The organism is Micromonospora sp. NBC_00330, from assembly GCF_036136635.1.
Classification (GTDB): Bacteria; Actinomycetota; Actinomycetes; order Mycobacteriales; family Micromonosporaceae; genus Micromonospora; species Micromonospora salmantinae.
The window spans coordinates 2040669-2067371 of the sequence record NZ_CP108012.1 but is presented as its reverse complement, the minus strand read 5'-3'; the positions used below and the strand labels follow the sequence as shown (position 1 = coordinate 2067371).

The 26703-nt window shown below is 71.6% G+C and carries 26 protein-coding genes; 10 read left to right on the top strand and 16 right to left on the bottom strand.

The features are described from left to right. Nucleotides 1-67: 67 nt before the first annotated feature. Both pyrE and OG598_RS09035 read left to right on the top strand, forming a co-directional pair. Nucleotides 68-592: an orotate phosphoribosyltransferase gene (gene pyrE / locus OG598_RS09040; protein ID WP_328653984.1), complete on the top strand. Its 525-nt coding sequence runs from the start codon at nt 68-70 to the stop codon at nt 590-592. Nucleotides 593-907: 315 nt separating this feature from the next. Beyond that, the gene (locus tag OG598_RS09035) at nt 908-1681 is read left to right on the top strand and encodes an SDR family NAD(P)-dependent oxidoreductase (RefSeq protein WP_328653983.1); all 774 of its coding nucleotides are present in this window, start codon (nt 908-910) and stop codon (nt 1679-1681) included. A gap of 75 nt (nt 1682-1756) precedes the next feature. On the opposite strand, the gene OG598_RS09030 is transcribed toward OG598_RS09035, so the two are convergent. After that, nucleotides 1757-4828 carry a S8 family serine peptidase gene (locus tag OG598_RS09030; protein WP_328653982.1) on the bottom strand — a complete coding sequence of 1024 codons (3072 nt, stop codon included), beginning with the start codon at nt 4826-4828 and terminating at the stop codon, nt 1757-1759. Nucleotides 4829-5070: 242 nt separating this feature from the next. After that, the gene (locus OG598_RS09025; RefSeq protein WP_328653981.1) at nt 5071-5598 is read right to left on the bottom strand and encodes a hypothetical protein; all 528 of its coding nucleotides are present in this window, start codon (nt 5596-5598) and stop codon (nt 5071-5073) included. 111 nt (nt 5599-5709) lie between these two features. Here OG598_RS09025 and OG598_RS09020 point away from each other — a divergent pair, with 111 nt between their 5' ends. After that, nucleotides 5710-7269 carry an acetolactate synthase large subunit gene (locus OG598_RS09020; RefSeq protein WP_328653980.1) on the top strand — a complete coding sequence of 520 codons (1560 nt, stop codon included), beginning with the start codon at nt 5710-5712 and terminating at the stop codon, nt 7267-7269. Here OG598_RS09020 and OG598_RS09015 read toward each other — a convergent pair. From OG598_RS09015 to OG598_RS08975, 9 genes are all read right to left on the bottom strand, one after another. Then, the gene (locus OG598_RS09015; protein WP_328653979.1) at nt 7266-8429 is read right to left on the bottom strand and encodes a hypothetical protein; all 1164 of its coding nucleotides are present in this window, start codon (nt 8427-8429) and stop codon (nt 7266-7268) included. The genes OG598_RS09020 and OG598_RS09015 overlap by 4 nt on opposite strands. Continuing rightward, a complete protein-coding gene (locus tag OG598_RS09010) occupies nt 8422-9225 on the bottom strand; it encodes a sugar phosphate isomerase/epimerase family protein (RefSeq protein ID WP_328653978.1) in 804 nt (267 codons plus the stop codon). Before OG598_RS09010 ends, OG598_RS09015 begins: the two co-directional genes overlap by 8 nt. Beyond that, nucleotides 9222-10373, bottom strand: coding sequence for a dihydrodipicolinate synthase family protein (locus OG598_RS09005; protein WP_328653977.1), 1152 nt, complete (start codon nt 10371-10373; stop codon nt 9222-9224). Before OG598_RS09005 ends, OG598_RS09010 begins: the two co-directional genes overlap by 4 nt. Next, nucleotides 10370-11521: a Gfo/Idh/MocA family protein gene (locus tag OG598_RS09000; RefSeq protein WP_328653976.1), complete on the bottom strand. Its 1152-nt coding sequence runs from the start codon at nt 11519-11521 to the stop codon at nt 10370-10372. Before OG598_RS09000 ends, OG598_RS09005 begins: the two co-directional genes overlap by 4 nt. Before the next feature lie 38 nt (nt 11522-11559). Further along, a complete protein-coding gene (locus tag OG598_RS08995) occupies nt 11560-12315 on the bottom strand; it encodes an ABC transporter ATP-binding protein (RefSeq protein WP_328655298.1) in 756 nt (251 codons plus the stop codon). A gap of 43 nt (nt 12316-12358) precedes the next feature. Then, complete coding sequence (locus tag OG598_RS08990; protein WP_112672984.1) at nt 12359-13363, bottom strand: ABC transporter substrate-binding protein; 1005 nt, start codon at nt 13361-13363, stop codon at nt 12359-12361. A 23-nt stretch (nt 13364-13386) separates the two neighbouring features. Continuing rightward, nucleotides 13387-14349, bottom strand: a complete 963-nt coding sequence (locus OG598_RS08985; protein WP_328653975.1) for an ABC transporter permease — start codon at nt 14347-14349, stop codon at nt 13387-13389. A gap of 166 nt (nt 14350-14515) precedes the next feature. Next, nucleotides 14516-15232 carry a cupin domain-containing protein gene (locus OG598_RS08980; RefSeq protein ID WP_328653974.1) on the bottom strand — a complete coding sequence of 239 codons (717 nt, stop codon included), beginning with the start codon at nt 15230-15232 and terminating at the stop codon, nt 14516-14518. Next, nucleotides 15225-15569: a cupin domain-containing protein gene (locus OG598_RS08975; protein WP_091398731.1), complete on the bottom strand. Its 345-nt coding sequence runs from the start codon at nt 15567-15569 to the stop codon at nt 15225-15227. Before OG598_RS08975 ends, OG598_RS08980 begins: the two co-directional genes overlap by 8 nt. A 93-nt stretch (nt 15570-15662) precedes the next feature. Between OG598_RS08975 and OG598_RS08970 the strand changes: the two genes are divergently transcribed. Both OG598_RS08970 and OG598_RS08965 read left to right on the top strand, forming a co-directional pair. Next, nucleotides 15663-16736, top strand: coding sequence for a LacI family DNA-binding transcriptional regulator (locus OG598_RS08970; protein WP_328653973.1), 1074 nt, complete (start codon nt 15663-15665; stop codon nt 16734-16736). Further along, nucleotides 16733-17752 (top strand): phosphotransferase family protein, encoded by a 1020-nt coding sequence (locus tag OG598_RS08965; RefSeq protein ID WP_328653972.1) that lies wholly within the window; start codon nt 16733-16735, stop codon nt 17750-17752. The genes OG598_RS08970 and OG598_RS08965 overlap by 4 nt, the downstream gene beginning before the upstream one ends. Nucleotides 17753-17803: 51 nt before the next feature. On the opposite strand, the gene OG598_RS08960 is transcribed toward OG598_RS08965, so the two are convergent. Beyond that, entirely contained in the window at nt 17804-18466 is a 663-nt protein-coding gene (locus OG598_RS08960; protein WP_328653971.1) for a fasciclin domain-containing protein, read from the bottom strand. A 134-nt stretch (nt 18467-18600) separates the two neighbouring features. Here OG598_RS08960 and OG598_RS08955 point away from each other — a divergent pair, with 134 nt between their 5' ends. Then, entirely contained in the window at nt 18601-19086 is a 486-nt protein-coding gene (locus OG598_RS08955; protein ID WP_328653970.1) for a GNAT family N-acetyltransferase, read from the top strand. A 265-nt stretch (nt 19087-19351) separates the two neighbouring features. On the opposite strand, the gene OG598_RS08950 is transcribed toward OG598_RS08955, so the two are convergent. After that, nucleotides 19352-20632 carry an MFS transporter gene (locus tag OG598_RS08950; protein WP_328653969.1) on the bottom strand — a complete coding sequence of 427 codons (1281 nt, stop codon included), beginning with the start codon at nt 20630-20632 and terminating at the stop codon, nt 19352-19354. A gap of 125 nt (nt 20633-20757) precedes the next feature. On the opposite strand from OG598_RS08950, the gene OG598_RS08945 reads away from it, so the two are divergent. Together OG598_RS08945 and OG598_RS08940 are read left to right on the top strand one after the other, a co-directional pair. Beyond that, complete coding sequence (locus tag OG598_RS08945; protein ID WP_328653968.1) at nt 20758-21960, top strand: NAD(P)/FAD-dependent oxidoreductase; 1203 nt, start codon at nt 20758-20760, stop codon at nt 21958-21960. Then, nucleotides 21957-22874, top strand: a complete 918-nt coding sequence (locus OG598_RS08940) for an RNA polymerase sigma-70 factor (protein ID WP_328653967.1) — start codon at nt 21957-21959, stop codon at nt 22872-22874. The genes OG598_RS08945 and OG598_RS08940 overlap by 4 nt, the downstream gene beginning before the upstream one ends. A 15-nt stretch (nt 22875-22889) precedes the next feature. On the opposite strand, the gene OG598_RS08935 is transcribed toward OG598_RS08940, so the two are convergent. Next, nucleotides 22890-23795 (bottom strand): LysR family transcriptional regulator, encoded by a 906-nt coding sequence (locus OG598_RS08935; RefSeq protein WP_328653966.1) that lies wholly within the window; start codon nt 23793-23795, stop codon nt 22890-22892. A gap of 151 nt (nt 23796-23946) precedes the next feature. Between OG598_RS08935 and OG598_RS08930 the strand changes: the two genes are divergently transcribed. Continuing rightward, entirely contained in the window at nt 23947-24885 is a 939-nt protein-coding gene (locus OG598_RS08930) for an SDR family NAD(P)-dependent oxidoreductase (RefSeq protein ID WP_328653965.1), read from the top strand. Nucleotides 24886-24959: 74 nt separating this feature from the next. Here the strand turns inward: OG598_RS08930 and OG598_RS08925 are convergent, their stop codons facing one another. After that, complete coding sequence (locus OG598_RS08925; protein WP_328653964.1) at nt 24960-25520, bottom strand: NADPH-dependent FMN reductase; 561 nt, start codon at nt 25518-25520, stop codon at nt 24960-24962. Nucleotides 25521-25657: 137 nt separating this feature from the next. Here OG598_RS08925 and OG598_RS08920 point away from each other — a divergent pair, with 137 nt between their 5' ends. Then, nucleotides 25658-26131: a MarR family winged helix-turn-helix transcriptional regulator gene (locus tag OG598_RS08920; protein ID WP_328653963.1), complete on the top strand. Its 474-nt coding sequence runs from the start codon at nt 25658-25660 to the stop codon at nt 26129-26131. 38 nt (nt 26132-26169) lie between these two features. Here OG598_RS08920 and OG598_RS08915 read toward each other — a convergent pair whose 3' ends face one another. Further along, a complete protein-coding gene (locus OG598_RS08915; RefSeq protein ID WP_328653962.1) occupies nt 26170-26670 on the bottom strand; it encodes an anthrone oxygenase family protein in 501 nt (166 codons plus the stop codon). Nucleotides 26671-26703 lie beyond the last annotated feature (33 nt).

The following is a 26703-nucleotide window of genomic DNA, read 5'->3' as shown; positions in this document are numbered from 1 at the left end:
CGTCACGATCCGAACCTCCGGCTATGGGCACGATTCGTTGATCCAGGCGAGATGCGAGGCTGAGCAGGTGACCCACCCACTCGCGCGCCGCGTCTCCGACACCTGCCACCTCACCGGACGATTCCGTCTGCGGTCTGGGCAGGTCAGCGAGGAGTACTTCGACAAGTACCTGTTCGAAGGGCAACCGGATCTGTTGCGCGAGGTCGCCGAAGCGATGGTGGCCATGTTGCCGGAGTGCGATGTGCTGGCGGGGATGGAGATGGGCGGCATCCCTCTCGCCACGGTGATGTCACAGCTGACGGGGCTGCCCACAGTCTTCGTGCGAAAGCACGCCAAGGAGTACGGCACCAACAAGGCCGCCGAGGGCGGTCCGGTGCACGGGCGGCGTGTCGTGCTGATCGAGGACGTCGTCACCACGGGAGGCGCACTACTGGCATCGTGCGGGCAACTACGGTCCATCGGCGCCCAGGTGGAGACAGTGGTCTGCGCCATCGACCGCGAGCAGGGGTGTCGTGAGAATCTGGCCGCCGAGGCGTTAGAACTCCGCGCTGCCCTCACCCGCCGCGACCTGGAAGCGTCCCTGACGGCGTGACAGCTCAGGTGCCGCTCGACCCACGGCAGAAGCATGCGCAGACCACTGCTGTTCAGGTCTAATCTCGCTGACTTGACGGCCCGAGCCCGGCAGCCCAAGTCCTCGCGCGGCCTTGTCCGCCTCAACTCGATCAATATCGCAACGAATCGTCCCACCGTTGCACCAGGCTCGGCCGAGGGGCGCCGACAGGCGAGGCCCTCGGTTGCGGGGATCGTCGGCACCGATTCTGGACTTGCGGGTCCATTATCTGCGAGTCACAGTCCGATACGGCGCCGAGCACCGGCCCGGCCGTTTCGGAAGTGACAGGGGAAGATCATGGATCTGCAGCTTGCCGGCAAGCGCGCTCTGGTGACCGGCGCGAGCAGCGGTCTCGGCGCGGAGATCGCCTCGGTACTGGCCGCCGAAGGCGTTGCCGTGGTCGTTCATGGTCGAGACCAAACCCGCACCGCGCAGACCGCCCAGGAGATAGGCGGTCAGGCGGTGATCGGAGACCTCACCACCGATGTTGGTGCCGAGGCCGTGGCCGACCAGGCCGGTGAGGTGGACATCCTGGTGAACAACGCCGGCGCCTACGATCCCGAATCAGGGTGGTCCGACCTGAACGCGGACGCGTGGGCCGACATGTACAACCTCAACGTGCTCAGCTCGGTCCGCCTGATCCGACACCTGGTCCCGGCGATGCGGGCCAAGGGGTGGGGGCGTGTCATCCAGATCGGCAGCGTGACCGGTGAGACGCCGTCGGCGGGGCAACCGCACTACGCAGCCAGCAACGCCGCCCGGCTCAACCTCGCCCGGTCCCTGTCCCGTGACCTCAAGCACACGGGAGTGACCTCGAACGCTATCGCGGCCGGCACCATCCTGGTTCCCACTACCCGCAAGTACCTCATGGAACTCGGCCGCGAGAACGGGTGGGGTGAGACGTGGGAGGAGGTCGAGCGCAACGCTGCCCCGATTCGCGCTGGCACCGACGTCGGCCGCATCGGGAAGCCCCGCGAGTACGCCGACCTCGTCGCCTATCTCGCCAGCCCGATCTCCGGCTACCTGACCGGCGCCACCCTCCGGATGGACGGTGGAAGGTACGACCGGTAGTCGCCGCGATGCCGTCGGTGGCGAAGCGACGGTGGGGCGGTGCACGTCGGCACCGCCCCACGCTCGGTTGAACGGTTACTGCCAGGAACTCTGCTGGGTGTAGACGAGGTTGCCGGGGACCACGGTGCCGTTGGTGCGGTACTCGGTGTACGCCCAGAAGTCACCCTCGGCCAGCGGCTTGTCCGGCTTCAGCGTGAAGTTGAAGCCCTGACCACGCTCCGAGGTGGAGGGCAGCGTGAGGGTGGCACCCGAATACTTGGCGTTACGGCCGATGATGGCGTGGCCCAGCTCGAAGTCGACGACGGGACCGCCGGGGTATTGTGCGAACACGTACGCGGTGTAGCGCCCCGGCTCGGGCAGGAACTTGTACGCCTGCTCGGCGCTGGTCCAGAACCTGTCACTGCTGTAGACGAGGGTGTCGCCCTTGTACAGGTAGAGATCAAGGTTCGTGTTCGGATCGGCGGTGTTGGCCTCGACGACAATGCCGGCGGTGTTCGCCGGCACCGTGAAGTCGACAGTCTTCACTCCGGTGGCGCTCGGGTCGAACACGCCCCCGTAGACGCCGGCCGGCATCGAGTACGACGTGCGCCGCATCGGCGTGTAGCCGGTGCTGCGACCGACGAGCGGGCCGGTGAAGCCCGGCTGGACCATGCCGAAGGCGCCGTTGGCCATCCGGGCGAACTCCTCGCCGTCGTCCGCGTACGGCCGGGCCGAGATGCCCCACGGACGGGCGGCGACCGGGATCCGGGCGCTGTGCGCCTTACCCTGCCAGGTGATCGACCCGGTCACGTACCGGTCCCAGGGCGCGCTGCCCCGACGCAGCGTGATGGTGACCGTCGCTGACTTGCCGGGCGCCAGGGTTACCGATGCCGGCGACACGGTGACCTTCATGCCGGGCAGTCCGGACACCGACGAACGGTAGGTCTCCCGCGCCTTGCCCACGTTGGTCAGGGTGCGGGTGAGGGTCACCGGGCGGGTCCCGTCGTACTCGCGCAACGAGATGGCCGGCAGGTTGAGTGCCTTGCCGTCGGGTTCGGCCGTCTCGCTGAACTCGATCAGCTCCGCCGCCGTGGGCTCGATGACCAGTCCCGGGTCGGTGGCCCGGGGCAGATTGATGAAGCCGCTGCCCTGGTCCAGGGGGTTGCTGGTGCCGACGGTGTCGGTGGCGGTGGTGCGCAGCGCGGAGGCGACCGCGCCGGGTGACCAGTCCGGGTGGGTGGCGCGCAGGACCGCCGCCGCCCCGGCCACGTACGGCGAGGCCATCGAGGTGCCGGAGTACGCGTCGTACTGTCGCCCGAAGTTGCCCGCTGGTGAGACCGCGGCGATGATGTTCGACCCGGGCGCGACCAGGTCCGGCTTGAAGACGCCGAGGGTCACCTTGTCCGGGCCGGTGGAGGAGAAGTCCGCGACGCTCGGTATGCCCGGGACGCTGGAGCCGTCACCGCCGGTGCGCAACGACACTGTCGCGTCGGTGGGGTGGCGCATCAGGTAGTTGAACAGTGTGCCGGCCTGCTTTTCGGTCGGCAGGTAGACCACCGGGAAGTTGAAGATGGAGTTGATCCGGTAGTTGCCGACCGGCTCGAACACCACCATCGCCGCCCCGCCCTTGGCCTTGATCTCGGCGGCGGAGCCGAACATGTCGGACAGCGCGCAGGCGACCACCTTGCCCTTGATCTTGGCGGGGTCCAGGCTGCCGGGCTCGCAGTAGACCGCGCCCAGATCCGGCGAGCCGGCCTGGTCACCGAAGACCAGCGGCAGTGCGCCACCGCCGGGAAGGGCGTCCAGCGAGCCGCCGACCAGCTTCGTGCCGTCGCCCAGCTTGGCGGTGGCCTCGTCGAGCTTGGTCACCGCCGCGCCGACAGTGGTCACCCAGGGCGCCGCGTTGCTGATCGCTCCACTCACGATGCCGGTGTTGCCGGCCGACGCCGCGACGAAGACCCCGGCCAGCGAGGCGTTGAGGAACGCCACGCCGATGGGGGTGTTGGCCTCCCAGTCGCCGAGCTGCGAGCCGATCGAGAAGTTCAGCACCTGCACGCCGTCGGCGACGGCGGCGTCGATGCCGGCGATGATGTCGGCGTCGTAGCCCATGCCACCCCAGAGCACCTTGTAGACGGCGATCTGAGCATCGGGCGCCACCCCGGAGACGGGGCCGAAGCGGCGACCGTCGATAGTGACGTTCGAGATCGGCAGGCCGGCCGCCGTGGAGGCGGTGTGGGTGCCGTGCCCGGCGGCGTCGCGGGGGGACAGGAACTCACCCTCGGGCACCGAGCCACCGCCGGCGAGCCACGAGTCGGCGAAGTACCGGGCACCGACGATCTTGCCGTTGCAGTGCTCGGCCACGAAGGCCACACCGGTCTGGCAGGTGCCGTGCCAGTTCGCGGGAGCGGGCATCTTCTTGGCGAACGACGCGCTCTCGGGCCAGATGCCGGTGTCCAGGACGCCGATCACCATGCCCGCGCCCGTGCCGGGGCCGGGCTTGGCCGGCCGGCCGGAGCGGTCCGTCGGCGCCGACTGGCCTGCGCCACTGGAGGTGGCGGGCGTCGGGTTGGCGGCGGTCGCCGTGGTAGCGGTGGGCGGCGCCGAGGGGGTGCCGAGGGCCCGCGAGGCGGTGACGGCGCGCACGCGCTTGTCCGCCCGCAAGGTGCTCACCTGCTGGGTGGTCAGCTTTGCCGAGAACCCGTTGAAGGCGGTGGTGTAGACGGCGTTGACAGTGACCCCGGCCGCGGCGGCGACGGCGCCCCGCTGCGTGTCGAGGTGCCGGCGGTACGCCTGCGACGGCGTCGACGTCACGTCCAGCCGGTTACCCGCCGCCGGGCGGGTCCGGACCAGACCCGACACCCCATCGGTGTACGTGGTCAACGGGTCTTCGGCCAACTCGACGACGTACATGCCGGTGCCGGTCTCGTCGACGGCTGCCTTCGGCGTGGCCGCACGGTTGCCGCCGGGTCGGCGGTCGCCCCCGTCGGTCAGGGTGACCTTCCGGTCGGACCCGGCGGTGAAGTAGCCGGCGCCACTGCCGTTACCCGACGACCCCGCGGGTGCCGCCGACGCCGTTCCCGCGACCCCGGTGGTACCGGTGATCAGGGCGACGACCAGCGTAGGTATTGCCAGTCTTCGCAGCCTGTTTCCGCTCGTGCCTGTAGCCACGAGGCTCCTTTCGGTTGCTCCCTTGTGGAGCTTTTCATCGATCGCGACCCGCCTATGGGAGCGCTCCCCCACCTAAGCCGCCGATGGTTAATCGATGGTTTGCGCGGTGTTACGGATCGCCGGTGCGTATAAGATCACGTTCTGCCGGCCGCGCCTAGATCACTTTTTCAGACGACGCCAGAGCAGGGCGTACACCCCGGCCAGGGCCAGCCCGAGCAGCGGTATTGCCGCGAACCACTGCCCTAGTCGGACAGGCCCGCCGGCACGGGCACCTCGAGGTGCGCCAGGAGGGCGGCGACCTCGCTGTCGAGTTCCAGGCCCACCTCGTGGATCGCGTCCACTCCGAAGGAGCCGAACGCGTGGCTGGGCTGCTCGATGATGAACCGCGCTCCGCCGTCGGGTCCGTCGCAGATCACCGTCCGCAGCGGCGTGTACAGCATGACCGCCGGGTCGTGGCGGAACATGCGCTCAGCCGTGGTGTGGTTGCCCATCAGGTATTCGACGCAGTGCCTGGGGTCGCCCGCGAGGTTCATCATCGGTCGCAGGTCGCCGCTGCTCCAGTAGATGAGGAAGGCGTGCGGCGCGCTGTCGCGCATGAGGGCGAGGACATCGCCCCAGGATGCGTTGCGGGCTACCAGCGCGTTGAACGCCGCCGCGTCGTAGGCCGGGACGGCCTGCTCGTACTGCCGCCGGAAGTCGTCGAAGGAGCGATCGATGCTGATGTCCAGGCAGCGGGCCTGGTAGCCGCGTTCGGCCCATCCCCGTTCCATCGGATCCCCTCCTCACCTACCGGGCTATTTACCGGAACCTAGCAGTAGTGGTCCGAAATGCGAGCTTAGTATTGAATCACTGCTGATCCGACCGGCGATGGGGTGACGTGTGTGAACGGCGCGGAAGCACTGCTGCGGACGCTTGTCGACGGCGGAGTCGAGGTGCTCTTCACCAACCCCGGCACCACCGAACTGCACCTGGTCGGAGCGCTCGAGGCGGTTCCCGAGCTGCACGGCGTACTCGCCCTCTTCGAGGGCGTGGTCAGCGGCGCGGCCGACGGTTACGCCCGGATCGCGGGCAAGCCCGCCGCGACGCTGCTGCATCTCGGGCCCGGCCTCGCGTACGGCCTGACGAACCTGCACAACAGCCGCCGCGCCAACTCGCCGGTGGTGAACATCGTCGGGGACCACGCGACGTTCCACACCGCGTTCGACCCACCGTTGAACTCCGACATCGTCGCCCTCGCCGGATGGCTGCGCGGCCCCGTCCGCCGCCCCGAGGACGCCGCCGGCGCCGGCCCGGACGCCGCTGCCGCACTCGCCGCCGTCCTGGAGCCGCCCGGACAGATCGCCACCGTGATCATGCCGGCGGACGTGTCCTGGTCCGACGGAGGCGCGGCCGGCGCACCCGTGCGGCCCCGGCCGGCACCGACAGTCGACCAGGGAACGATCACGCAGGTCGCCGAGGCGCTTCGCAGCGGCGAGACGACGGCACTGGTGATCGGCGGAACGACTCTGCGGGAGGCGGGTCTGCTGGCAGCGGGCCGCATCGCCGCGGCGACCGGTGCACGCGTCTTCCAGGAGCTCTATTCCAACCGGGTCGAACGAGGAGCGGGCCTACCGGCGTTCCCCCGACTCGGCTTCTACCCCGATCAGGTGCTCGACCAACTGCACGGGGCACGGCACGTCATCGTCGCGGGCACCAAGGCACCCGTCTCGTTCTTCGCCTACCCCGACCAGCCGAGCCTCCTCGTGCCCGAGGGTGCCCAGACGCACGTCCTGGCCGAGGTCGGCCAGGACGCCGTCGACGCGCTGGTCCGGCTCGCCGACCTGGTGGCACCGGACGCGTCGGCCCAGGTCACCGACCCGCACCGACCGGCACTACCCACTGGCGCACTGACAGTGCAGAACTGGGCCGACGTCATCGCGGCGCTCCTACCCGAGCGGGCCATCATCATCGACGAGTCCGTGAGTTCGGGCCTCGCCCTCGCCACCGCCACCGCTGGCGCTCCCCGACACGACGTGCTGATGCAGACCGGTGGCGCCATGGGCGACGGCCTGCCCCTGGCCGTCGGCGCCGCCGTCGCCGCACCCGACCGACCGGTGGTGGCGCTGGTGGCCGACGGCTGCGTCATGTACACCGCCACCGCGCTCTGGACGCAGGTACGCGAGCGGTTGAACATCACCAACGTGATCCTCAACAACCACGGGTACGCGATCCTGCGCCAGGAGTGGGGTTACTTCAGCAAGCAGCCGGGCTCGGTCAACCCCGACGCCAATCCGCTGTTCGACCTGACCAACCCTCAGATCGACTTCGTCGGGCTGGCGAACGCGTTCGGGATGCCCGCCACCCGCGCCACCACCGCCGAGCAACTCGCGGAGCAGTTCTCCGCGGCACTGAACCAGCCGGGCCCGCACCTCATCGACGCCACCATCCCCGCCGCCGCCTAGGCGACGTCTCCTCGTCGCCGCCAGAGCACCGTGAACGCCGCGGCCAGGGCCAGCCCGAGCAGCGGGGCGACACCCACCCCGGCGAGCGTGCAGGCCACGGCGAGCAGCGCCGGCGGCATCCAGCACCAGGCGGGGACGGTACGCGGGACACGACCGCGCCGACGGGCCGCGGCTTCCACTGCCATCGGCACCACCAGCACCGGCAGCGCGGCGGCCAACAGGGTCAGCCAGGGCAGCACCAGACGGTCGAACCGCGCCACCGCCAGCATCCCGCCGAGCACCGCGACGAGCAGCATTGCCGCCCGCGCCGGCAGGCGGGGAGCCAGACCACGCAACGCCAGGGAACCGGAGTACGTGGTGGTCAGCGCGGCCGCGAAGACCGCCACCGCGACGAACAGATTCGCGTACGCGGCCAGCCCCGAGCCGGCGGCGAGCAGCGCGACCACGTCGGCCGAGCCGGTCCGCAGCCACAGGCCGGCCCCGGCGAGCACCCCGAGCAGCGCCGGCCCGATCAGCAGCCCCACGCACCAGGCCAGGTCCCGCCTTCGGGAAAGGCCCACGCTGAAGTCCGGTGCGCGCAGCGCGAACACGGCCGCGTACCCGATCAGCGCGGCGGCGTCGGCGAGCCCGCCGCCGGCGAGGCGGACCGGCGCGCCGGGCGGTGGAAGCACCGTCAGGCACCAGCCGACCAGCACCACCGCGCTGAGCGTGGTGACCACCGCGACCCGGTTGCCGAGCCGGGCCGGCGCCCAGGAGACGGCGACGACCGCCACCTCCAGCAGCACCGGCCCGGCCCAGCCCGGCAGGTGGGTCAGCGCGGCCAACGAGGCCCCGCCGAGCCCGACGTTGAAGCCGTTCCAACCGACCATCGACACGGCCAGCACCGCCGCCAGCAGCAGCCGCGAGGTGTCCCCCAGGTACGCGGGCAGCACGGCGGTCAACGTCCCGCCGTCGCCGAGCGGCCGACGCAGCCCGATCCGGCCCTGCCCCCAGAGCAGGGCCGCCATCAGCGCCCCGCCGACCAGCAGCCCGGCCACCGGCACCGCGCCCCCGTGTCGGGCGGCCATCGCCGCGCCGAGCACCAGCGTGGCGGGTGCGGTGCCGATGCCCAGCCAGGCGCCGACCGCCGCCGGCCACCGCCGCTCGGAGACGTCAGGCAACGTGGCGCAGATAGCCGGCGATCGCCGCGTCGAGCACCTCCGCGCCCGGACGCGCCCACACCTCGGCGGAGAAGACCTCCACCTCGATCGGGCCGACGTAGCCGGCCGCGTCCACCGCCTCACGCAGCCGACGCAGCTCGATGCAGCCGTCGCCGGGCAGCGCCCGACCGAGCAGCACCCCCTCCGGCAGCGGGGTCACCCAGTCGCAGACCTGGAACGCGGCGATCCGGGCGGCGGCCCGCGCGATCTGCGCGTACACCGTGTCGTCCCACCAGACGTGGTACGCGTCGACGACCACGCCGACCACCGCCGGGTCGAACCGCTCGGCGATGTCCAGCGCCTGGCCGAGGGTGGCGATGACGCACCGGTCGGCCGCGAACATGGGGTGCAGCGGCTCGATGGCCAGCCGTACCCCGGCGGCCTCGGCGTGCGGGGCCAGCTCGCCGATCGCGTCGGCGACCCGACGCCGCGCGCCGTCGACGTCCCGGCTGCCGGCCGGCAGCCCACCGGAGACCAACACCAGCTCCGGGGCGCCGAGGGTGGCGGCCTCCTCGATGGCGCGCAGGTTCTCCGCGCGCCAGTCGTCGGCGGAGAAGAACCCGCCCCGGCACAGCGACGTGACGGCGAGGCCGGCGTCGCGGACCAGTTTCGCCGAGCGGGCCAACCCGTACTCGGCAACCGGCTCCCGCCACAGGCCGATGCCCGGTACACCGGCCGCCACGCACCCGGCCACCACCTCGGGCAGCGGCCAGCGCTGGGCGGTGGCCTGGTTGAACGAGAACCGCGCAAGGCTCACTGCTCCACCCCCGCCACAGTGAAGAAGGCCCGGGCACGCACTGCGGCCAGGTCGGCGTCGGGCAGCAGCCCGGCCGCGTCGGCCAGGGTGAGCAGGGTGGCCAGGTGCGCCGGAGACCGGCCGGACTGCGCCCCACCGACCATCGTGAAATGGTTCTGGTGCCCCGCCAACCAGGCCAGGAACACGATCCCCGTCTTGTAGTGCCAGGTCGGCGCCGCGAACAGGTGCCGGGCCAGCGGCACTGTGGGCCCGAAGATCTCGTCGTACGCCGTCAGGTCCCCCCGGTCCAGGGCGGCCAGTGCGGCGGCGGCGGCCGGCGCGATGGCCGCGAACACTCCGAGCAGCGCGTCGGAGTGCCCCACCTCGTCACCCCGGATCAGCTCCGGGTAGTGGAAGTCGTCACCGGTGTAGAGGCGTACCCCGGCCGGCAGGCGGCGGCGCAACGCGACCTCCCGGTCGGCGTCCAACAGCGACACCTTGATGCCGTCCACCTTCGACTGGTGCGCCTTGATCAGCTCGACCACCGTGTCGGCGGCCAGGTCCAGGTCGACAGCACCCCAGTAGCCGGTCAACGCCGGGTCGAACATCGGACCCAGCCAGTGCAGCACCACCGGTTCGTCGGCGGCGCTCAGCAGCTCGTCGTACACCCGCAGGTAGTCCTCCGGGCCGCGTGCGGCGGCGGCCAGGTGCCGGCTGCACATCAGCACCGGCCGGGCGCCGGCGGCGCGGACGTCGTCGAGCTGCTCGGCGTACGCGGCGGTGACCGCCGCCAGTGTGGCCGGGCCGACCGGTAGCTGGTCGGTGCCGACCCCGGCGACGATCCGCCCGCCCACAGCGCGGGCCTCGGCGGCGCTGCGCCGGATCAGCTCCCGGGTGGCCGGATAGTCCAGCCCCATCCCCCGCTGGGCGGTGTCCATCGCCTCGGCGACCCCCAGCCCGTACGACCAGAGATGCCGCCGGAAGGCGAGGGTGGTGTCCCAGTCCACCGCCGCCGGGGCGCCCGGCACGTTCTCCGCGCCCGGATCGGCGACCACGTGTGCTGCGGCGTACGCGATCCGGCTGGTCGCCGGCGCGTCCGGTCGGGCGAAGCCGCTCCCCCCGGCGAGCCGGTGCCGCCGTCCACCGGGCAGCACCACCTCGGCGGTCATGAGCGCAGCTCCGGCACCTCGATGCGGCCACCCTCGCGGGCGGAGCGCAGCCCCAGCTCGGCGAGCTGCACGCCGCGAGCGCCGGCCATGAAGTCCCACCGGAACGGCTCGCCGGCCACCACGTGCCGCAGGTACGCCTCCCACTGCACCTTGAAGCCGTTGTCGAACTCCTCGTTGTCGGGCACCTCGGCCCACTGGGCGCGGAAGTCCTCGGTGGCCGGCAGGTCCGGGTTCCACACCGGCTTCGGGGTGACCGCCCGGTGCTGCACACGGCAGTTGCGCAGGCCGGCGATCGCGCTGCCCTCGGTGCCGTCGACCTGGAACTCCACCAGTTCGTCGCGGTAGACCCGCACGGCCCAGGAGGAGTTGATCTGCGCGATCACCCCGCCGTCGAGTTCGAAGGTGGCGTACGCGGCGTCGTCGGCGGTGGCGGCATACGGGTGACCGGCCTCGTCGACCCGTTCGGGCACGTGGGTGGCTGTCACGCAGGAGACGGCAGTGACCCGGCCGAACAGTTCCTCCAGCACGTAGTGCCAGTGCGGGAACATGTCGACGACGATGCCGCCGCCGTCCTCGCTCCGGTAGTTCCACGACGGCCGCTGAGCGGGCTGCCAGTCGCCCTCGAAGACCCAGTACCCGAACTCGCCGCGCACCGACAGGATCCGGCCGAAGAAGCCGCCGTCGATGAGGCGCTTGAGCTTGCGCAGACCGGGCAGGAAGAGCTTGTCCTGCACGACACCGGTGCGGACGCCGGCCGCGTCCGCCGCCCGGGCCAGGTCGAGGGCCGCCGCGGTGTCCTCGGCCAGCGGCTTCTCCGTGTAGATGTGCTTGCCGGCCTCGATGGCCTGCCGGATCGCCTTCTCCCGTTGCTGGGTGACCTGCGCGTCGAAGTAGATGTCGACGTCGTCGCGGGCCAGCGCCGAGGTCAGGTCGGTGGTCCAGTCGGTCAGCCCGTGCCGCTCGGCGAGTTCCCGGAGCTTCGTCTCGTTGCGCCCGACCAGGACCGGTTCCGGCCAGATGGTCGTGCCGTCGGCAAGCGCCACACCACCGGATTCGCGGATGGCCAGCAGCGACCGGACGAGGTGCTGCCGGTAGCCCATCCGTCCGGTCACGCCGTTGACGATGATGCCGATCGACCTGCGGGTCATGGTGTTCCTTCCGTCGTGCTGGTCGTGCCGATCCGCGCTCAGTGGTTGGCGGCCGCGCTGCCGAGCAACCCACGCAGGTCGGTGGCGAGCCGGTCGAAGCGGGGATCCGACATCACCTGCGCGTAGTCGCGGTGCGCCGGCAGCTCGACCGGGAAGGTGCGGATGATCCGGCCGGGCCGGGGACTCATCACCACGACCCGGGTGCCGAGGAAGACCGCCTCGGCGATGGAGTGGGTGACCAGCACCACTGTGGTCCCGGTCTCCCGCCAGATCCGGTGCAGTTCGGCGTTCATCTGCTCGCGGGTCAGCGCGTCCAGGGCGCCGAACGGTTCGTCCATCAGCAGCACCGGCGGGGAGTGCAGCAGCGCGCGGCAGAGCGCCACCCGCTGCTGCATGCCGCCGGACAGCTCGTGTGGCAACGCCTTCTCGAAGCCGGTCAGGCCGGTCATCTCGATCAGCTCGTCGGCGCGGCGGGCCGCCTGCGCCCGGTCCATGCCGCGCATCTCGGCCTGGAGCAGGATGTTGGCCCGCGCGCCGCGCCACTCCAGCAACGCTGCCTTCTGGAAGACGAAGCCGATCTCCTTCTGCGGGCCGCGCACCGGGCGCTCCAGCAGCGACACGTCGCCGCTGGTCGGCTTGACCAACCCCGCGACGATCTTCAGGAGGGTGGACTTGCCGCAGCCGGACGGGCCGACGATCGTGACGAACTCGCCCGGCTCGATGTCCAGCGACACGTCGTCCAACGCTGTGGTCTGCGACCGTCGGGTGGTGAACCGGACGGTCAGCCGGGACATCCCGATGGCGGTGCCGGTGGCTGCCGGCGCGGCGGTCACCGGGTCACCCCTGCGCCGCGTACGAGGAGTCCCAGTACGCGCTGGGCGCTCCCGGGTCCTTCAGTTCGGCGTAGCGGGACATCAGGTCGATGGTCTCGGACCACTGGGCCTCGGTGTTCACCCCGGGCGGGCCGTCCGCGCCGATCAGTGGCATGTTGAGCGTGAGCTGCTTGGTGAGCACCTCGGGCGCCGGCTCGTTCTCGGCCAGAGCCGTCATCGCGCTCACCGCGCCGGCCGGGTCCCGGGCGGCGTCGGCCCAGGACTTCTGGGTGGCCCGGACGAACTTGCGGACCAGCTCCGGGTCCTTCTGCAGGGTCTGGGTGTTGGCGATCAGGCCGGTGCCGAGCAGGTTCATCCCGTAGTCGGCGAAGAGCAGCACGTCGACCTTCTTGCCGGTCTTGCTCTCGATGGTGGGCGCCTGGTCGTGGAAGAAGCCCATGATGGCGTCGACCTTGCCCTCGGCCAGTGCGGCGATCTTGCCGGCGGCGTCGACGTTGACCACCTTGACGTCGTCCTTCTTGAGGCCGTTCTTCTCCAGCCAGGCCGGGAAGGTCGCGTAGAGGGCGTCGCCGGGGGTGCCGCCGACGGTCTTGCCCTTGAGGTCGGCCGGGGTCTTGATGTTCTCCTCGGTGAAGAACTCCACCGAGGAGGGACCCTTCTCCAGGTACGCGCCGAGGCTGCGCACCGGCATGCCGCTGGCCACCGACTTGAGCAGCACCGGGCTGTCCGCCCAACCGAAGTCGGTCTGCTTCTGGGCTACCTGCTTGACGGTGTTGCCCGAGCCGTTGCCGGGCAGGATCTTCAGGTCGATGCCCTCGGCGGAGTAGTAACCCTTCTGCAGGCCGTAGTAGAAGGGCGCGTGCTCGCCGTAGGGCACCCAGTTGAGGGTGAGGGTGACCTGCTTGCTGCCGTCGGCGTTGGTGCTGCCGGCGGGGTCGTCCCCACCGCAGCCGGTGGCGGCGAGGAGCAGGGCGGCGGTGGCCAGGATGGTGGTGGCGGTGCGTTTCATCGGTGCCTCCGTGATGGGGTCGGTCAGGAGGTGGTGAGGGACACGCCGGCCCGGCGGCTGGCGTGCCACGGAATGAGCAGTGCCTCGGCGATCTCGACCAGGACGAACAGGACGATGCCGATGGCCGACATCAGGATCAGGTCGGCGAACAGCAGTGGGGCGTCGAGGTTGCCGTTGGCCAGCAACAGGACGTAGCCGAGCCCCTCGCTGGCGCCGACGAACTCACCGACCACGGCACCGACCACGGCGAGGGTCACGGCCACCTTCAGGCCGGCCATCAGGTGCGGCAACGCGTTCGGGAAGCGGATCTTGCGGAAGGTGCGCCACGGCCCGGCGCCCATCGTGGCGGCGAGGTCGAGCAGCTCCGGGTCGGTGGAGCGCAGCCCGGCCACGCCGGAGATGACCACCGGGAAGAACGCGATGAGCACCGCCAGGATGATCTTCGGGGTGAGGCCGAGGCCGAACCAGACCACCAGCAGCGGCGCGATGGCGATCTTCGGGATGACCTGTGCGAACAGGACGATCGGGTAGAGCGCCTTGTCCAGGGTGCGGGAGTAGGCGATGGCGACGGCGGTGACCAGACCCAACGCGGCGGCCAGCACGAAGCCGAGCACCGTCTCGTAGAGGGTCACCAGTGTGTGCCGGGCCAGCTCGGACCACTGGGTGGTCATCGTCTCCCAGACCTGGCCGGGGGTGGGCACCAGGTAGTTCGGGACGTACTCGCGGGCCGCCACGAACCACCAGGCGGCGAAGAAGACCGCGAGCACCAGCGCCGGGCGCCAGAGCGAGTCGGCGAAGGTCACCGCCCGGCGACCGAGCGTGGGCCGGGGCGGACGCCCTCCGCCGGGTGGCGTTCTCACCACCGTGGACAGATCCCCGCCGTCGACGGCACGGGGGGCACCGGGGGTGGAAGCGGCTGCCTGCGCACCGCTCGCCTCGTCGGCGGCGGCCTGCCGGCCCGCCGTGTCCAAAGAGTTCTCGGTCACGCGGAACCTCCTCGGGGCCCGGCACGACGCCCATGGACCGGGCCGGTCGGCGGATCAGGCAAACGCTTTCCTGGAGCGTAGGCGGCACCCTCACGCCGGGCAAGGCCTTTCCTCGATCTGTTTCCACCGATGCCTGGCGACCCCGACGGCCGTCCCGAAGGGACGGTCAGCCGGCTGCCGGGTAGGTGTCGAGGAGGCCACACATGCCCAGCCGACCCCGCTCGACCGGCTCGTCCACCGCGTACACCCCGGCGTCGCCCAGGTGGCCGGGATCCCCCCGCTCCAGGGCGTCGAGCTGCGCGGCGGTGTCGGCGGCGGCGCGGCCCGCGCCGGCCTCCCACCGCCGCCGCCAGCGCGTCAACAACGGCTGCCGCAGGGCGATCGCGGCGCCGTGGAAGGCGGCCAGCGCCGCCGGACCACCGGACCGCAGCGCCTGGAAGCCGGCCACCGCCAGATCCCGACGGCGGTACGCCGCGTGCACGTCCGCGCCGGGCGCTCCCCCGTCGGGCAACGCCGCCGCCTCGGCGTACGCGGCCGGGTCGGCCAGCACCTCGGGTGGGAAGGTCAGCACCGCGTCGCCGGCCTCGGGCAGGCCGCTGTTCTGCATCAGCACCACGATGCTGAGCCCGCCGGTGTTGACCAGGCGGTGCACGGTGCCCGGCTCGAACCAGACCACCACCCCCGGCCGCAGCGGCGTCTCCCGGTAGCCGGCAGTGGTCAGGGTCTGCACCGCGCCCTCGCCGTCGGTCACCACGTACCCCTCGGTGCAGCACAGGTGCACGTGCGGGGTGCCGCCGACCAGGCCGTCCGGGGCCGCGGTGTCATAGACGCGCAGCCGGGACACCCCGACCCCGCCGGGCAGCGGCGCCGGCCGATCACGCATCGAAGTACTCGTCGGTGTCGTCCGCGGCCGGCAGGGACACCAGCAGCACCGTGAGGTCGCCGATGGCCCGGTGTCGGCAGCCCGGCTTGATCAGGAACGCGGACATCGGCCGAGCCGGGTGACGGACGCCGTCCAGCTCGATCTCGCCCTCACCGGCGAGCACGACGTAGTACTCGGTGGCGATCCGGTGGTGGTGGGTCACCGCGTCCTGCACCTGGAGCAGATGCACGCTGGCCTGGCCCTCGCTCTCGGCGATGAAACCCCGGCGGGTGGTCCCACACGAGCAGCGTCGGGCGGGAAGGTCGTCAAGTTGAAGTACCGCGAAGCGATCGGACACGGCCGGGCCTCCCTGCGGGAAAGGGCTTTCTCTGCGGTACGGTGACGCTAGCCGGCACGACGAAACGCCGTCAACAGATCGAGGGGGCGGGCCATGGCGACCCTGTCCGATGTGGCCCGCCGAGCGGGCGTCTCGCCCGCCACCGCCTCCCGCGTCATCAACGGCAGCAGCAAGCCGGTCACCGACGAGCTGCGCGAACGGGTGCTCGCCGCCGTCGCCGAGTTGCAGTACGTGCCGAACGCGCACGCCCAACTGCTGGCCCGCTCGCACCGCAGCGCTGTCGGCGTGATCGTGCACGACGTCTCCGACCCGTACTTCGCCGAGATCACCCGGGGGCTGCAACGGGTCGCCACCGACCAGGGCCGGCTGCTGATGATCTGCAACAGCTACCGGGACCCGGACCGTGAGTTGGAGTACGTGGAGCTGCTGCGCGGCCACCAGGTGGCGGCGCTGATCCTGGCCGGCTCGGGCTACCACGACGAGGCGTTCACCCGGCAGCTCAACGAGAAGCTCGCCGCGTACGAGGCCACCGGCGGGCGGGTGGCGGTGATCGGCCGGCACGAGCACTCCGGCGACGCGGTGATGCCGGACAACCGGACCGGCGGATACCTCGCCGGGCGGGAGCTGTGCGGGCTGGGGCACCGGGCGATCGGCGTGGTCGCCGGCCCGCGCATCCTGACCACCACCACCGACCGGCTCGCCGGCCTCCGGCAGGCCCTCAGCGAGCAGGGCCGTGAGCTGCCTGAACGGCGCATCCGGTACGCGGAGTTCGACCGCGACGGTGGGGCCGAGGCCACCGCCCGACTGCTCGACGCCGACCCGGAGCTGACCGCGATCGTGGCGCTCAACGACTCGATGGCCATCGGGGCGCTCGCCACCCTGCGCGCGCGGGGGTTGGCAGTGCCGCAGCAGATCTCGGTGCTGGGTTTCGACGACATGCCTATCGCCCGGGACGTCACCCCGGCGCTGACGACAGTGCGGCTGCCCCTTGTCGACATGGGTGTGCGGGCGATGTCCCTGGTGCTCGGCGTCGGGGCCCCGACGCCCCGGGTCGAGGTGCTCCCCGCCGAGTTGGTCCGCCGCGACACCGCCGGTCCCGTACCACTGTCCACCCGCGCCACAGCGGGTTCCGCGCCACGGGCACGGCGAGGTGACAGCACGTCGTGACCGGTGCCAGCCCGACCCAGCGGCCCCTCACGCGAGCCGATGTGGCGTACCTGGTCGGTGCGTCGTTCGGGCCACACACCCGGGTCCGGGACGCCGGTCCGTTGGCCGGTGGCGGGTACGCGACGGTCTGGTGGGCGCTGCTCGACGACGACCGTCGGGTGGTGCTGAAGCTGGCTCCGCCGGCCGGAACGCCGTTGCTGCGCTACGAGCGCGGGCTCTGCGCCGCCGAGGAGCGGTACTTTCGGCTCGTCGCGCAGCGGGCGCCGCAGGTGCCCGTCCCCCCGGTGCTCCGGCGCGGCGCCGACCCGGCGTACGGCGAGTGGTTGATCACCGCGATGCTGCCCGGCCGGTCGCTGTCCGACCTGGCCGAGGCCGGTGTCGCTGTCGACGACGGCCCGGCGCGCTATGACCTCGGGGTGGCTCTCGCCGCGTTGCACCGGGTGACCGGTGAGCGGTTCGGGTACGACGACGACCGGGCCGGCGGGCCGACCTGGCGGGCGGCGTTCACGGCGATGCTCGACGCGCTCCTGGCCGACGCGGCCGACTGGGAGGTCCGACTGCCGGTCACCCCGGAGCAGCTGCGCGCGCTGGTGGGGCGGCACGCCGACGTGCTCGACGAGGTACGCCGCCCGGCGCTGCTGCACTTCGACTGCTGGGACGGCAACGTGCTGGCCGCACCCGACGGGGACGGCCGGTTGCGGCTGCGCGGCCTGGTGGACGGCGAGCGGTTCCTCTACGGCGACCCACTGCTGGACCTGGTCTCGCCGCTGCTCTTCCGGCGCGTCGAGGACGAGCCGGAGCACCCCCTGCTGCGCGGCTACCAGGCCGGCGCAGCCGAACCGTTGGTGCTGAACGCTTCGGCACGCCGCCGGCTCGGTCTCTACCGGATGCACCTGTACCTGCTGATGACCGTGGAGATGCCCAGCCGTGGGATGACAGCGCGCAGCCATCCCGGGCGGTCCGCCCGGCTGGCGGCAGTGCTCGACGAGGAGCTGGCCGCGCTCGCCTCGGGTTGACGGCCCGGCGCGGGTGGCGCCCGGCGCGTGGTCGGACGCCCCCGCACGCGGTCAGGGCAGGTCGATCGGGCGCAGCACCCGGTCCACGGCGTGCGCGATCTGCCGGTTGCCCTTGTTCACGTCGTAGGAGACGACCCGCGCGTCACGGTCGTCGGTGTCGGCGTCGACCAGCCGCACCTGGCGGAAGAAGTACAGGTAGGTGCGCACGTCGACCTCGACGGTCGAGCCGAGCGCGGTGGTCAGGTCCGAGCCGTCGGCCCGGACCGCCGTCTTACGATCGATGGTGGCCCCCGGGACCACGTGGTAGAGCAGCACCGACTCGACGGTGTCGATGCCCAGCCCGGCAACGGCGGTGAAGGCGGCGCTCTCACTCGGCAGCTTCCGGGCCTGCGTGATCTCGCGGACCAACTGCTGGAAGGCGGCGTCGGTGGGGATGAACGCGGTCAGCGCCACGGTGCCGTCGGTGAGCACCTTGACCGGAGAGTTCGGCTTGGCCTCCAGCACGGCCAGCACGGCCGCCGTCAGCACGTCGAAGTCCCGCGAGTTGCGGTCGAAGCCGCTGCTGTCCCGGGTGAGCACCTGGGCGAGTGACGTCGTGCCGAGCGGCTTGGGCTTGCTGGTGGCCTGAGCGGCCGGTACGGCGACAGCGGTGGTGGCCAGCGCGGTGGCCACGGCACCCACCGCCATCCGGGCGGCGATTCGTGCGATCTTCATCAGCGGGCCTTTCGTCGAAGCGACCGGATCCGTGACGTCTCGTCACGATCAATGCTTCGCACCGGGTGGGCCGCGCAGATGCACCAGCGGATAACGGATTGTCCGATGCTCCTGCCCCGGCCTAACCTCCCCGGGTGCTGATTCGGGAGTTCGTCGACCGGGACTGGTCGCAGGTGTGGCCGATCATCGAGGAGGTGATCCGGGCACAGGAGACGTTCCCCTACGACCCGGCGATGACCGTCGAGCAGTCGTACGGCATGTGGGTCGAGGCGGCGCCGGGGCGGACCGTCGTGGCGGTCGACGGCGAGCGGGTGCTCGGCACCGCCAAGATGGGCGCCAACCGGCCCGGGCCAGGCGCGCACGTGTCCACCGCCAGCTTCATGGTCGCCGCCGACGCGCGGGGCCGGGGCGTGGGCACCGCGCTGTGCCGCGACGCCCTGACCTGGGCCCGCCGGCAGGGGTACGCCGGCATGCAGTTCAACGCCGTGGCGGAGAGCAACAGTTCGGCGGTGCGGCTGTACCGGCGGGAGGGCTTCGAGGTGGTCGGCACCGTGCCGGGCGCGTTCCGTCACCCCACCCTCGGCCGGGTCGGCCTGCACGTGATGTACCAGGAGTTCTGACCGCGCCCGCTCCGCTCGCTCAGGAGGCCACAGTGGTGGTCGGCGCCTTTGGAGCTGATGTCACAAACGAATCGGCCGCTGGCCGGGCCGTCCGGATCTTCTCCACCGCCTGGAGCGCCCCCACCGCCTGAATCGTTTAGGACATCAGCTCCATAGCGTCTCCACCAACGGTGCCGCCGTCTCCACCAACGGTGCCGCCGTCTCCACCAACGGTGCCGCCGTCTCAGCCAACGGTGCCGCCGTCTCAGCCAACGGTGCCGCCGTCTCAGCCAACGGTGCCGCCGGCCGGGGCCGGGCGCAGTTCGGGCTGCCCGGCGGCCGGCTCCGCGCCGGCTCGGCGGATCGGGGTGAAGAGGCCGCCGATCGCGACCAGCAGGCACCCCGCTCCCGCCGCGAGAGTGACCGCTGGCGCGCCGAAGCGGCCGGCGGCCCAGGTCAGCACGACAGCGCCGGCCGGACCGAGGGCGTAGTGCGTGCTCCAGAACGCCGACGTGACCCGGCCCAGCAGGTGATCGGGGGTGATCTCCTGGCGCAGGGACATCGAACAGATCCCGCCTACGCTGAGACAGCAGAGGTACACCGCGGTCAGCGTGGTGACGGCGGGAACCGTGGTGGCGATGCCTACCCCCGCCACGGCGAAACCGCAGATCGCGTGCGCGCCGATCCAGGTGGGGCCGAAGCCGCGACGGCGGCGCAGCGGCGCCACCAGCAGTGCGCCGGCGACAGTGCCCAACGCCGCCAGGCCGAGCACCGTGCCGACGGTGCCCTCGGAGCCGCCGAGGTCGTGCGTGACGTGGTAGATCAGCACGTCGACGAAGCCGTAGGTGAGGAAGATGAAGACCGACAACAGGACGGTCAGCGCGCGCAGCACGGGCTGTCGCCACAGGAACCGCGCCCCGGCCAGGAACTCGGCCAGCGGGCGTTGCCGGGCCACCCCCTCGCCCGTCTGGACGGGGCGCAGTCGGATCAGCCACAGGCCGGCCGCCGAGAGCGCGAAGCTCGCCGCGTTGACGGCGATGGCGGTGGCCGGGCCGAAGCGGGCCGCCACCACACCGGCGAGCAGTGGCCCGAGGACGGCCGCCGCCGCGTACGTCGCCTGCAACCGGCCGTTGGCCTCGGTGATCCGGTCGGAGTCGACGAGGTTGCGGACCGCTGTCACCGCGGCGACCTGGAACAGCATGCCGGCCGCCTCGCAGATGGGCAGCACGACGAAGAGCAGCCAGACCTGCGGGCCGGCGAGCCACGCCAGTGGCACCACTGCGTAGAGCACCAGCCGAGTCAGGTCCGCCACGATCATCAGCGTGCGGCGGTCGTACCGGTCGACCAGCACCCCACCGAAGATCCCGGCGACGACGGACGCCGCGCCCGCGACGGCGGTGAGCAGGCCCATCCGCGCCACCGACCCGGTCGCCTGGAGTACCAGCAGCGGCACCGCCAGGTAGGCGAACGAGTCGCCGGCCGCCGAGAGCGACTGGGCCACCCAGTACGTGCCGAAGGTCCGGTCCCGCCACAGCGGAGCCCGACCGGCGGCGGCGGTTCGGCTCATCGCGCCAAGGGTAGTGAACGCGCCCCTCCGACGCCGGCCGTGGCGGGCGTCACATCGCTGCCATGTCACGAACCGACGAGCGGCACGCATCTCGTGGTCGTCAGTCCGATCAGAGAGGCGAAACAATGAGCACAGCGCATCGACAGGTCCCGGCGGGCACACACCGCGTGCTGATCCTGGGCGCGGGCTACGCGGGCATGGCCGCGGCGACCCAACTCGCGGCCCGGACCAGGCGGGCCGACGTGCGGGTGACAGTGGTCAACGCGCAGGAGCGGTTCACCGAGCGTCTCCGGCTGCACATGACGGCCACCGGCCAACGGCTCGCCGAGCTGGACATCCCGGAGCTGCTGGCGGGAACGGGCGCCCAGTTCGTGCGCGGCTGGGTGACGGCTGTGGACGCCCACGCGAAGACCGTCCGCGTCGACGACAGCCGGGTGCTGCGCTACGACACACTGGTCTACGCGTTGGGCAGCGTGACGGACACGGCGGCGGTCCCGGGCGTCGAGGAGCACGCGTACACACTGGACGGTCCGAGCGGCGCGATTACGCTGGCGGACCGGTTGGCACGGCTCGGCGCCGGCACTGTCGCCGTGGTCGGCAGCGGGTTGACCGGGGTCGAGGCCGCCGCGGAGATCGCGGAACGGCACCCGGAGCTCGGTGTGACCCTGGTGGGCCAGCAGGAGCCGGGAGCGAGCATGAACCCGAAGGCCCGGGAATACCTGCGGGGCGCACTGACCCGCCTCGGCGTTCAGGTGATCACCGGAGCGGCGGTCATCAGGGTCCGGCCCGACGCTGTCGAGCTGGCCGGCGCGGAGACGGTGGCGGCTGACGTCGTCCTCTGGACGGGTGGTACCCGGGTGGCGCCGCTGGCCGCCGCCGCCGGGCTGACCGTCGACGACCGCGGTCGCGTCGTCACCGATCGCGCGTTGCGGTCGGTGTCGCACCCCGAGGTGTACGCCATCGGCGACGCGGCAGCGATCCGGCAGGCTTACGGGGTGCTGCACGGCACCTGTCAGAGCGGCATGCCGACCGGCGTGCACGCGGCGGTGTCGATCGCCCGTGCGCTGCGGGGCAAGCAACCAAGGCCGTTCCGGTTCGGTTACTACCACACGCCGGTGAGCCTGGGTCGAAACGACGCGGTCGTGCAGTTCACCCGCCCCGACGACAGCCCACGCCGCGGGTGTCTGACCGGGCGGACGGCGGTCTGGTACAAGGAGACAGTGAGCGCTTCGCCCTGGCCGACCTACCGTCGCATGTCGCGGTTGCCCTCCTCCGGCGCGTTCTGGCCGCGCGGCGGCCGCTTCACCCGCCTGCGGGACGCGCGGTGACGCACCCGCCGGACGCCGACGAGCAGGTGTTCCACAGTCACCGCAATCTGCTGTTCTCGGTGGCCTACCGGATCCTCGGCAGCGCGGCCGATGCGGAGGACGCGGTGCAGGACGCCTGGATCAGCTGGTCCTCGGCGGACCGCTCCCAGGTCGCCGACCCCAAGGCGTACCTCGCCCGCATCGTGTCGAACCTGGCGTTGCAGCGCCTGCGCTCGGCCCGGCACCGCCGCGAGACCTATCCGGGGCCGTGGTTGCCCGAACCCGTCCTGACCGACGGGGACGCCGCCGACGCCGTCACCGACGCCGAGTCGGTGTCGATGGCGATGCTGGTGGTGCTGGAGACGCTCAGCCCGCTGGAGCGCGCCGTGTTCGTCCTGCGGGAGGTCTTCGACTTCAGCCACGCGGAGATCGCGGCGGCGGTGGAGCGCTCCGAGGCGGCGGTCCGCCAGACCGCTCACCGGGCTCGCGAGCACGTGCGAGGCCAGCGGCAACGTTTCACTGCGGACCGGTCGCAGCAGCGCGGGGTCACCGAGCGATTCCTCGCCGCCTCCACCGGTGGCGACATCAACACCCTGCTGGAGCTGCTGTCTCCGGACGTCACGTTGTGGACCGACGGTGGAGGTAAGGTCCGCCAGGCCCTGCGTCCGATCAGGGGCGCGGAAACGGTCGCCGCGTGGTTCGCGGCCATCGGCGCCGTCACCTACCAGGGCGTCGCGCCGCACGACATGCGCGCCGCAGTGGTCGAGATCAACGGGGGGCCGGGACTGCTGTTCAGCGGTGCGGGTCGGGTGGTCGCCACCGTCTCCTTCGACATCGACGCGGGCGGTCGCATCACCGCCATCCACAACGTCGCCAACCCCGACAAGCTTCGCGCGGTCGCCGACGGCACCACCCACGACCTCGCGACGCGCTGAGCCGGCCGCCCACCGTCAGCCGGTGCTGGTGAGGTCGGTCGTCGCCGCGAGCTCCGTGACCACGTCCAGGAACCGGTGCAGCGCGGGTGCGGTGTTGGCCGCCAACCACACCATCTCGGTGTACGTGTCGGCGCCGGCCAGCGGAACGAACACGACGCCGGTGCGGCGGAGGCTGGCCGCCGAGCAGGCGAGCCGGGTGACGCCGATCCCGGCGGCGACCAGGCCGAGGAGGCTCTGCACGCCGGCCTCCTCCTGGACGACTGTCGGCACGAAGCCCGCCTCCCGGAACTGGTCCTCGTAGACGCGGTGCCAGGGCTCCCAGGAGCTGCGCGGCGTCATGACCCACGGTTCGTTCGCCAGGTCGGCGAGGGTCAACTCGTCGCGCCCGGCGAGCGGATGACCCGCGGGCAGCACCGCGCAGACCGGTTCGGTCGTCAGTCTCCTGGCCTCCAGGCCGGGAACGAGCGGGGTCCGGGTGAAGGCCACGTCGAACCGCCCGTCGAGGACGCCCTGCACCAGGGGCGCGATGCTGGTCGTCTCGGTGGCCAGGTGCAGGTCGGGGAGGTGGTGGCGGACTGCCCGGACCACCGGGGGCAGCAGGTGGTTGGCGACGGTGGTCAGGAACGCGAGCCGGAGGGTGCCCACCTCACCCCGCAGGGCCCGTCGCACGACGGTGACGGCCTGCTCGGCGCGGTCGGTCACGGCGCGCGCCTCGGGCACGAACAGGGCGCCGACGTCGGTGAGGGTGGTGCCGCGGCTGTCACGGTCGAACAGCTTCGCCCCGACGGCGCGTTCCAGGGCGGTGATCTGCTGCGACAGCGACTGCTGGGCGATCATCAGGCGGGCGGCGGCCCGGGTGAAGCTCAGCTCCTCCGCGAGGACCAGGAAGTACCGCAGTTGTCGCAGCTCAGGCGTGGCCACAGGAACAGACTGTAGCCACGCCAGGAAGAGCGTGTTGGCCGTCCGCGCAGACCTCCGCGCACGATCGGTGCGAAGGGCGACGCCGGCACACCGCACGCCGATGCGGCGAGCCGGCACGGCCACGTGAGGACACCCACCGAAGGAAATGATCATGTCGGAAACACGCGTCAGCACGCCGTTCGACGCCCGATCCACCGCCGCCGACGTCGTGGCCGGTGTCGACCTGACCGGGCGACGCGCCATCGTCACCGGTGCCTCGTCGGGCATCGGGGTGGAGACCGCCCGGGCGCTCGCCATGGCGGGCGCCGAGGTGACACTGGCGGTACGGGACGTGCGGGCCGGAGAGGAGACCGCGCGGGAGATCGGCGCCGGGACCGCGAACCGGCTGCTCCGGGTCGCGCCGTTGGACCTGTCCGACCAGCGGTCGGTCGCCGCGTTCGTGGCCGCCTGGGACGGGCCCCTGCACATCCTGGTCAACAACGCCGGGGTGTCGGCGATCCCCGAGATGCGCACGGCGGAGGGTTGGGAGTTGCAGTTGGCCACCAACCACCTCGGCCACTTCGCACTCGCCAACGGGCTGCACCAGGCGCTCGCCGAGGCCGGTCGGGCCCGCGTGGTGTCGCTGAGTTCCATCGCCCACGTTCGGGCCCCGATGGTCTTCGACGACGTCAACTTCCGGCAACGCCCCTATGACCGTTTCCTCGCCTACGGCGAGTCGAAGACCGCCACCGCGCTGTTCGCTGTCGAGGCGAACCGGCGCTGGGCCGGCGACGGCATCACCGTCAACGCGGCCAACCCGGGTGCCGTCACCACCAACCTGGGACGGCACCTCACCGAGGAGGACTACGCGAACCTTCCGGCGTACGACTTCAAGACCCCGCAGCAGGGGGCCGCGACCTCCGTGCTGCTCGCCGCGGGGCCGCAGGTGGAGGGCATCGGCGGGCGGTATTTCGAGGACTGTGGGCAGGCGGTGCGCCACGACCCGGCGGACCCGCTGCGCGGCGTCGCCGACCACGCGATCGACCCGGAGGCGGCGGCGCGACTGTGGCAGCTGTCGCTGGACCTGCTCGCCGACGCTCGGCGCGTCTGACGAGCACAGAGTGCCTGAACGCCCGGAAACGGCCGTGGGCTCCCCCACGGCCGTTTCCGGACGACGCGAAACGCTCAGGCCTTGCGCAGCGGAGCGAGCGCCGTGCTCCAGGCGACCACCTGGTCGAGCGTGGCGGTCAGCGAGTCCTGGTGGAACTGGTTGGGCTTGAAGACGCTGAAGTTCTCGAAGTCGGTGAAGAGCGACAGGGCGACCTGCGAGCGCACGTCGGCCATCTGGAGCTCACCGGAGATCAGACGCAGGTGCTCCACGGCGCGCGTCCCGCCGACCGAGCCGTAGCTGACGAAGCCGACGGCCTTGTTGTTCCACTCGGCGTAGAGGAAGTCGATCGCGTTCTTCAGGGCGCCCGAGGTCGAGTGGTTGTACTCGGGGGTAACCATGATGAAGCCGTCGAACGACGCGATCGTCTCGGCCCACCGCTTGGTGTGCGGCTGGGTGTACTGGCCCATCGAGGGCGGGTACGCCTCGTCGAGGTGCGGCAGCTGGTAGTCGAGCAGGTCGATCAGCTCGTACTCCGCGTCGGTGCGCTGCTTGGCGACGTCGAGCACCCAGCGGGCGACGGCCTCGCCGTTACGCCCCGGGCGGGTGCTTCCGAGGATGATCCCGATCCTGGTCATGTGTGGCGCCTTTCAGAGGTCCTTGCCTGACGCCGGGAACGCTAACCGGTGCTTGATTGGTCAAGCAAACATCTGGCCTATGGGCGTGATCACACGGAGGGTGAGCACTTGCTCAGTCAAACAAGTATGATAGGAGGATGCCCAACCCCTCCGCAGCGACTCCGCAGCCCCTCACCCCAGACGAGGAATCCCTGGTCCGCGCCCTGGGCCAGGTGATGCACGTCCTGCCCCGCGCGATCGACGCGGACATGGTCGGTGACCGTCAGCTACCGCTCACCGAGTACACAGCGCTGATGAACCTCTCCGAGACACCGGACCGGCGGATGCGCATGAACGAACTCGCCGCGCTCTGCTACCTCTCGCTGAGCGGCATGACCCGCACGATCATCCGGCTGGAGACGCAGGGCCTGGTCCGGCGAGAGAGGTGCGAGGAGGACGCGCGCGGCTGGAACGCCGTCCTCACCGACGCGGGCTACGCCCGCCTGCACGAAGCCTGGCCCAGTCACCTGGCCGCCGTACGCCGCCGGTTCCTTCAGCACTTCGAGGGCTTCGACCTCGCCCAGCTTGCCCGCGCGTTCCAGCAGGCCGGCACGGCAGAGCCGACCGACTGAGCCGACGCCGGCCCGGTCGGTCGGTCGCCCGTCCGGCCTCAGCCGAGCAGCCGGCCCTCGGCCACCAGCGCCCACGCCAGCAACCCGAAGGCGCCGGTCGACGCGACGGCGCGGACCACGTTGGCGCGTACCCAGGTCACCTCGAAGCGCGCCCGCAGCGCCGCGAGGCCGGCCGCGTCGTCGACGTCGCCGGCGCGGGCCAGCACGTTGTTGAGCGGCACGTTGACCACGGCGGTGACGCCGAGCACCACCACGTACAGCAGCAGCCCGGCGACGATCCACGGCAGCACCGCCCGACGCTCGGCCCCCAGGTGCAGCGCCGCCGCCAGCAGCGTGAACAGCAGCGCGCCGCCGAAGCACACAGCGAACCAGCCGTTGAGGATCGACTCGTTGATCCGCCGCATGGCGAGCACCAACGTCCGGTCGTCACTGCGGGCCAGACCCGGCATGACCGCGTACGCGAAGGCGGCGAACAGCCCGGCGGTCAGGCCGGTGGTGAGGGTGGCGGCGAACAGGCTCGCGGTACTCAGAACTCCCATCCGCCTATTGCACCCGTTGGCGTGCGCGCCGAC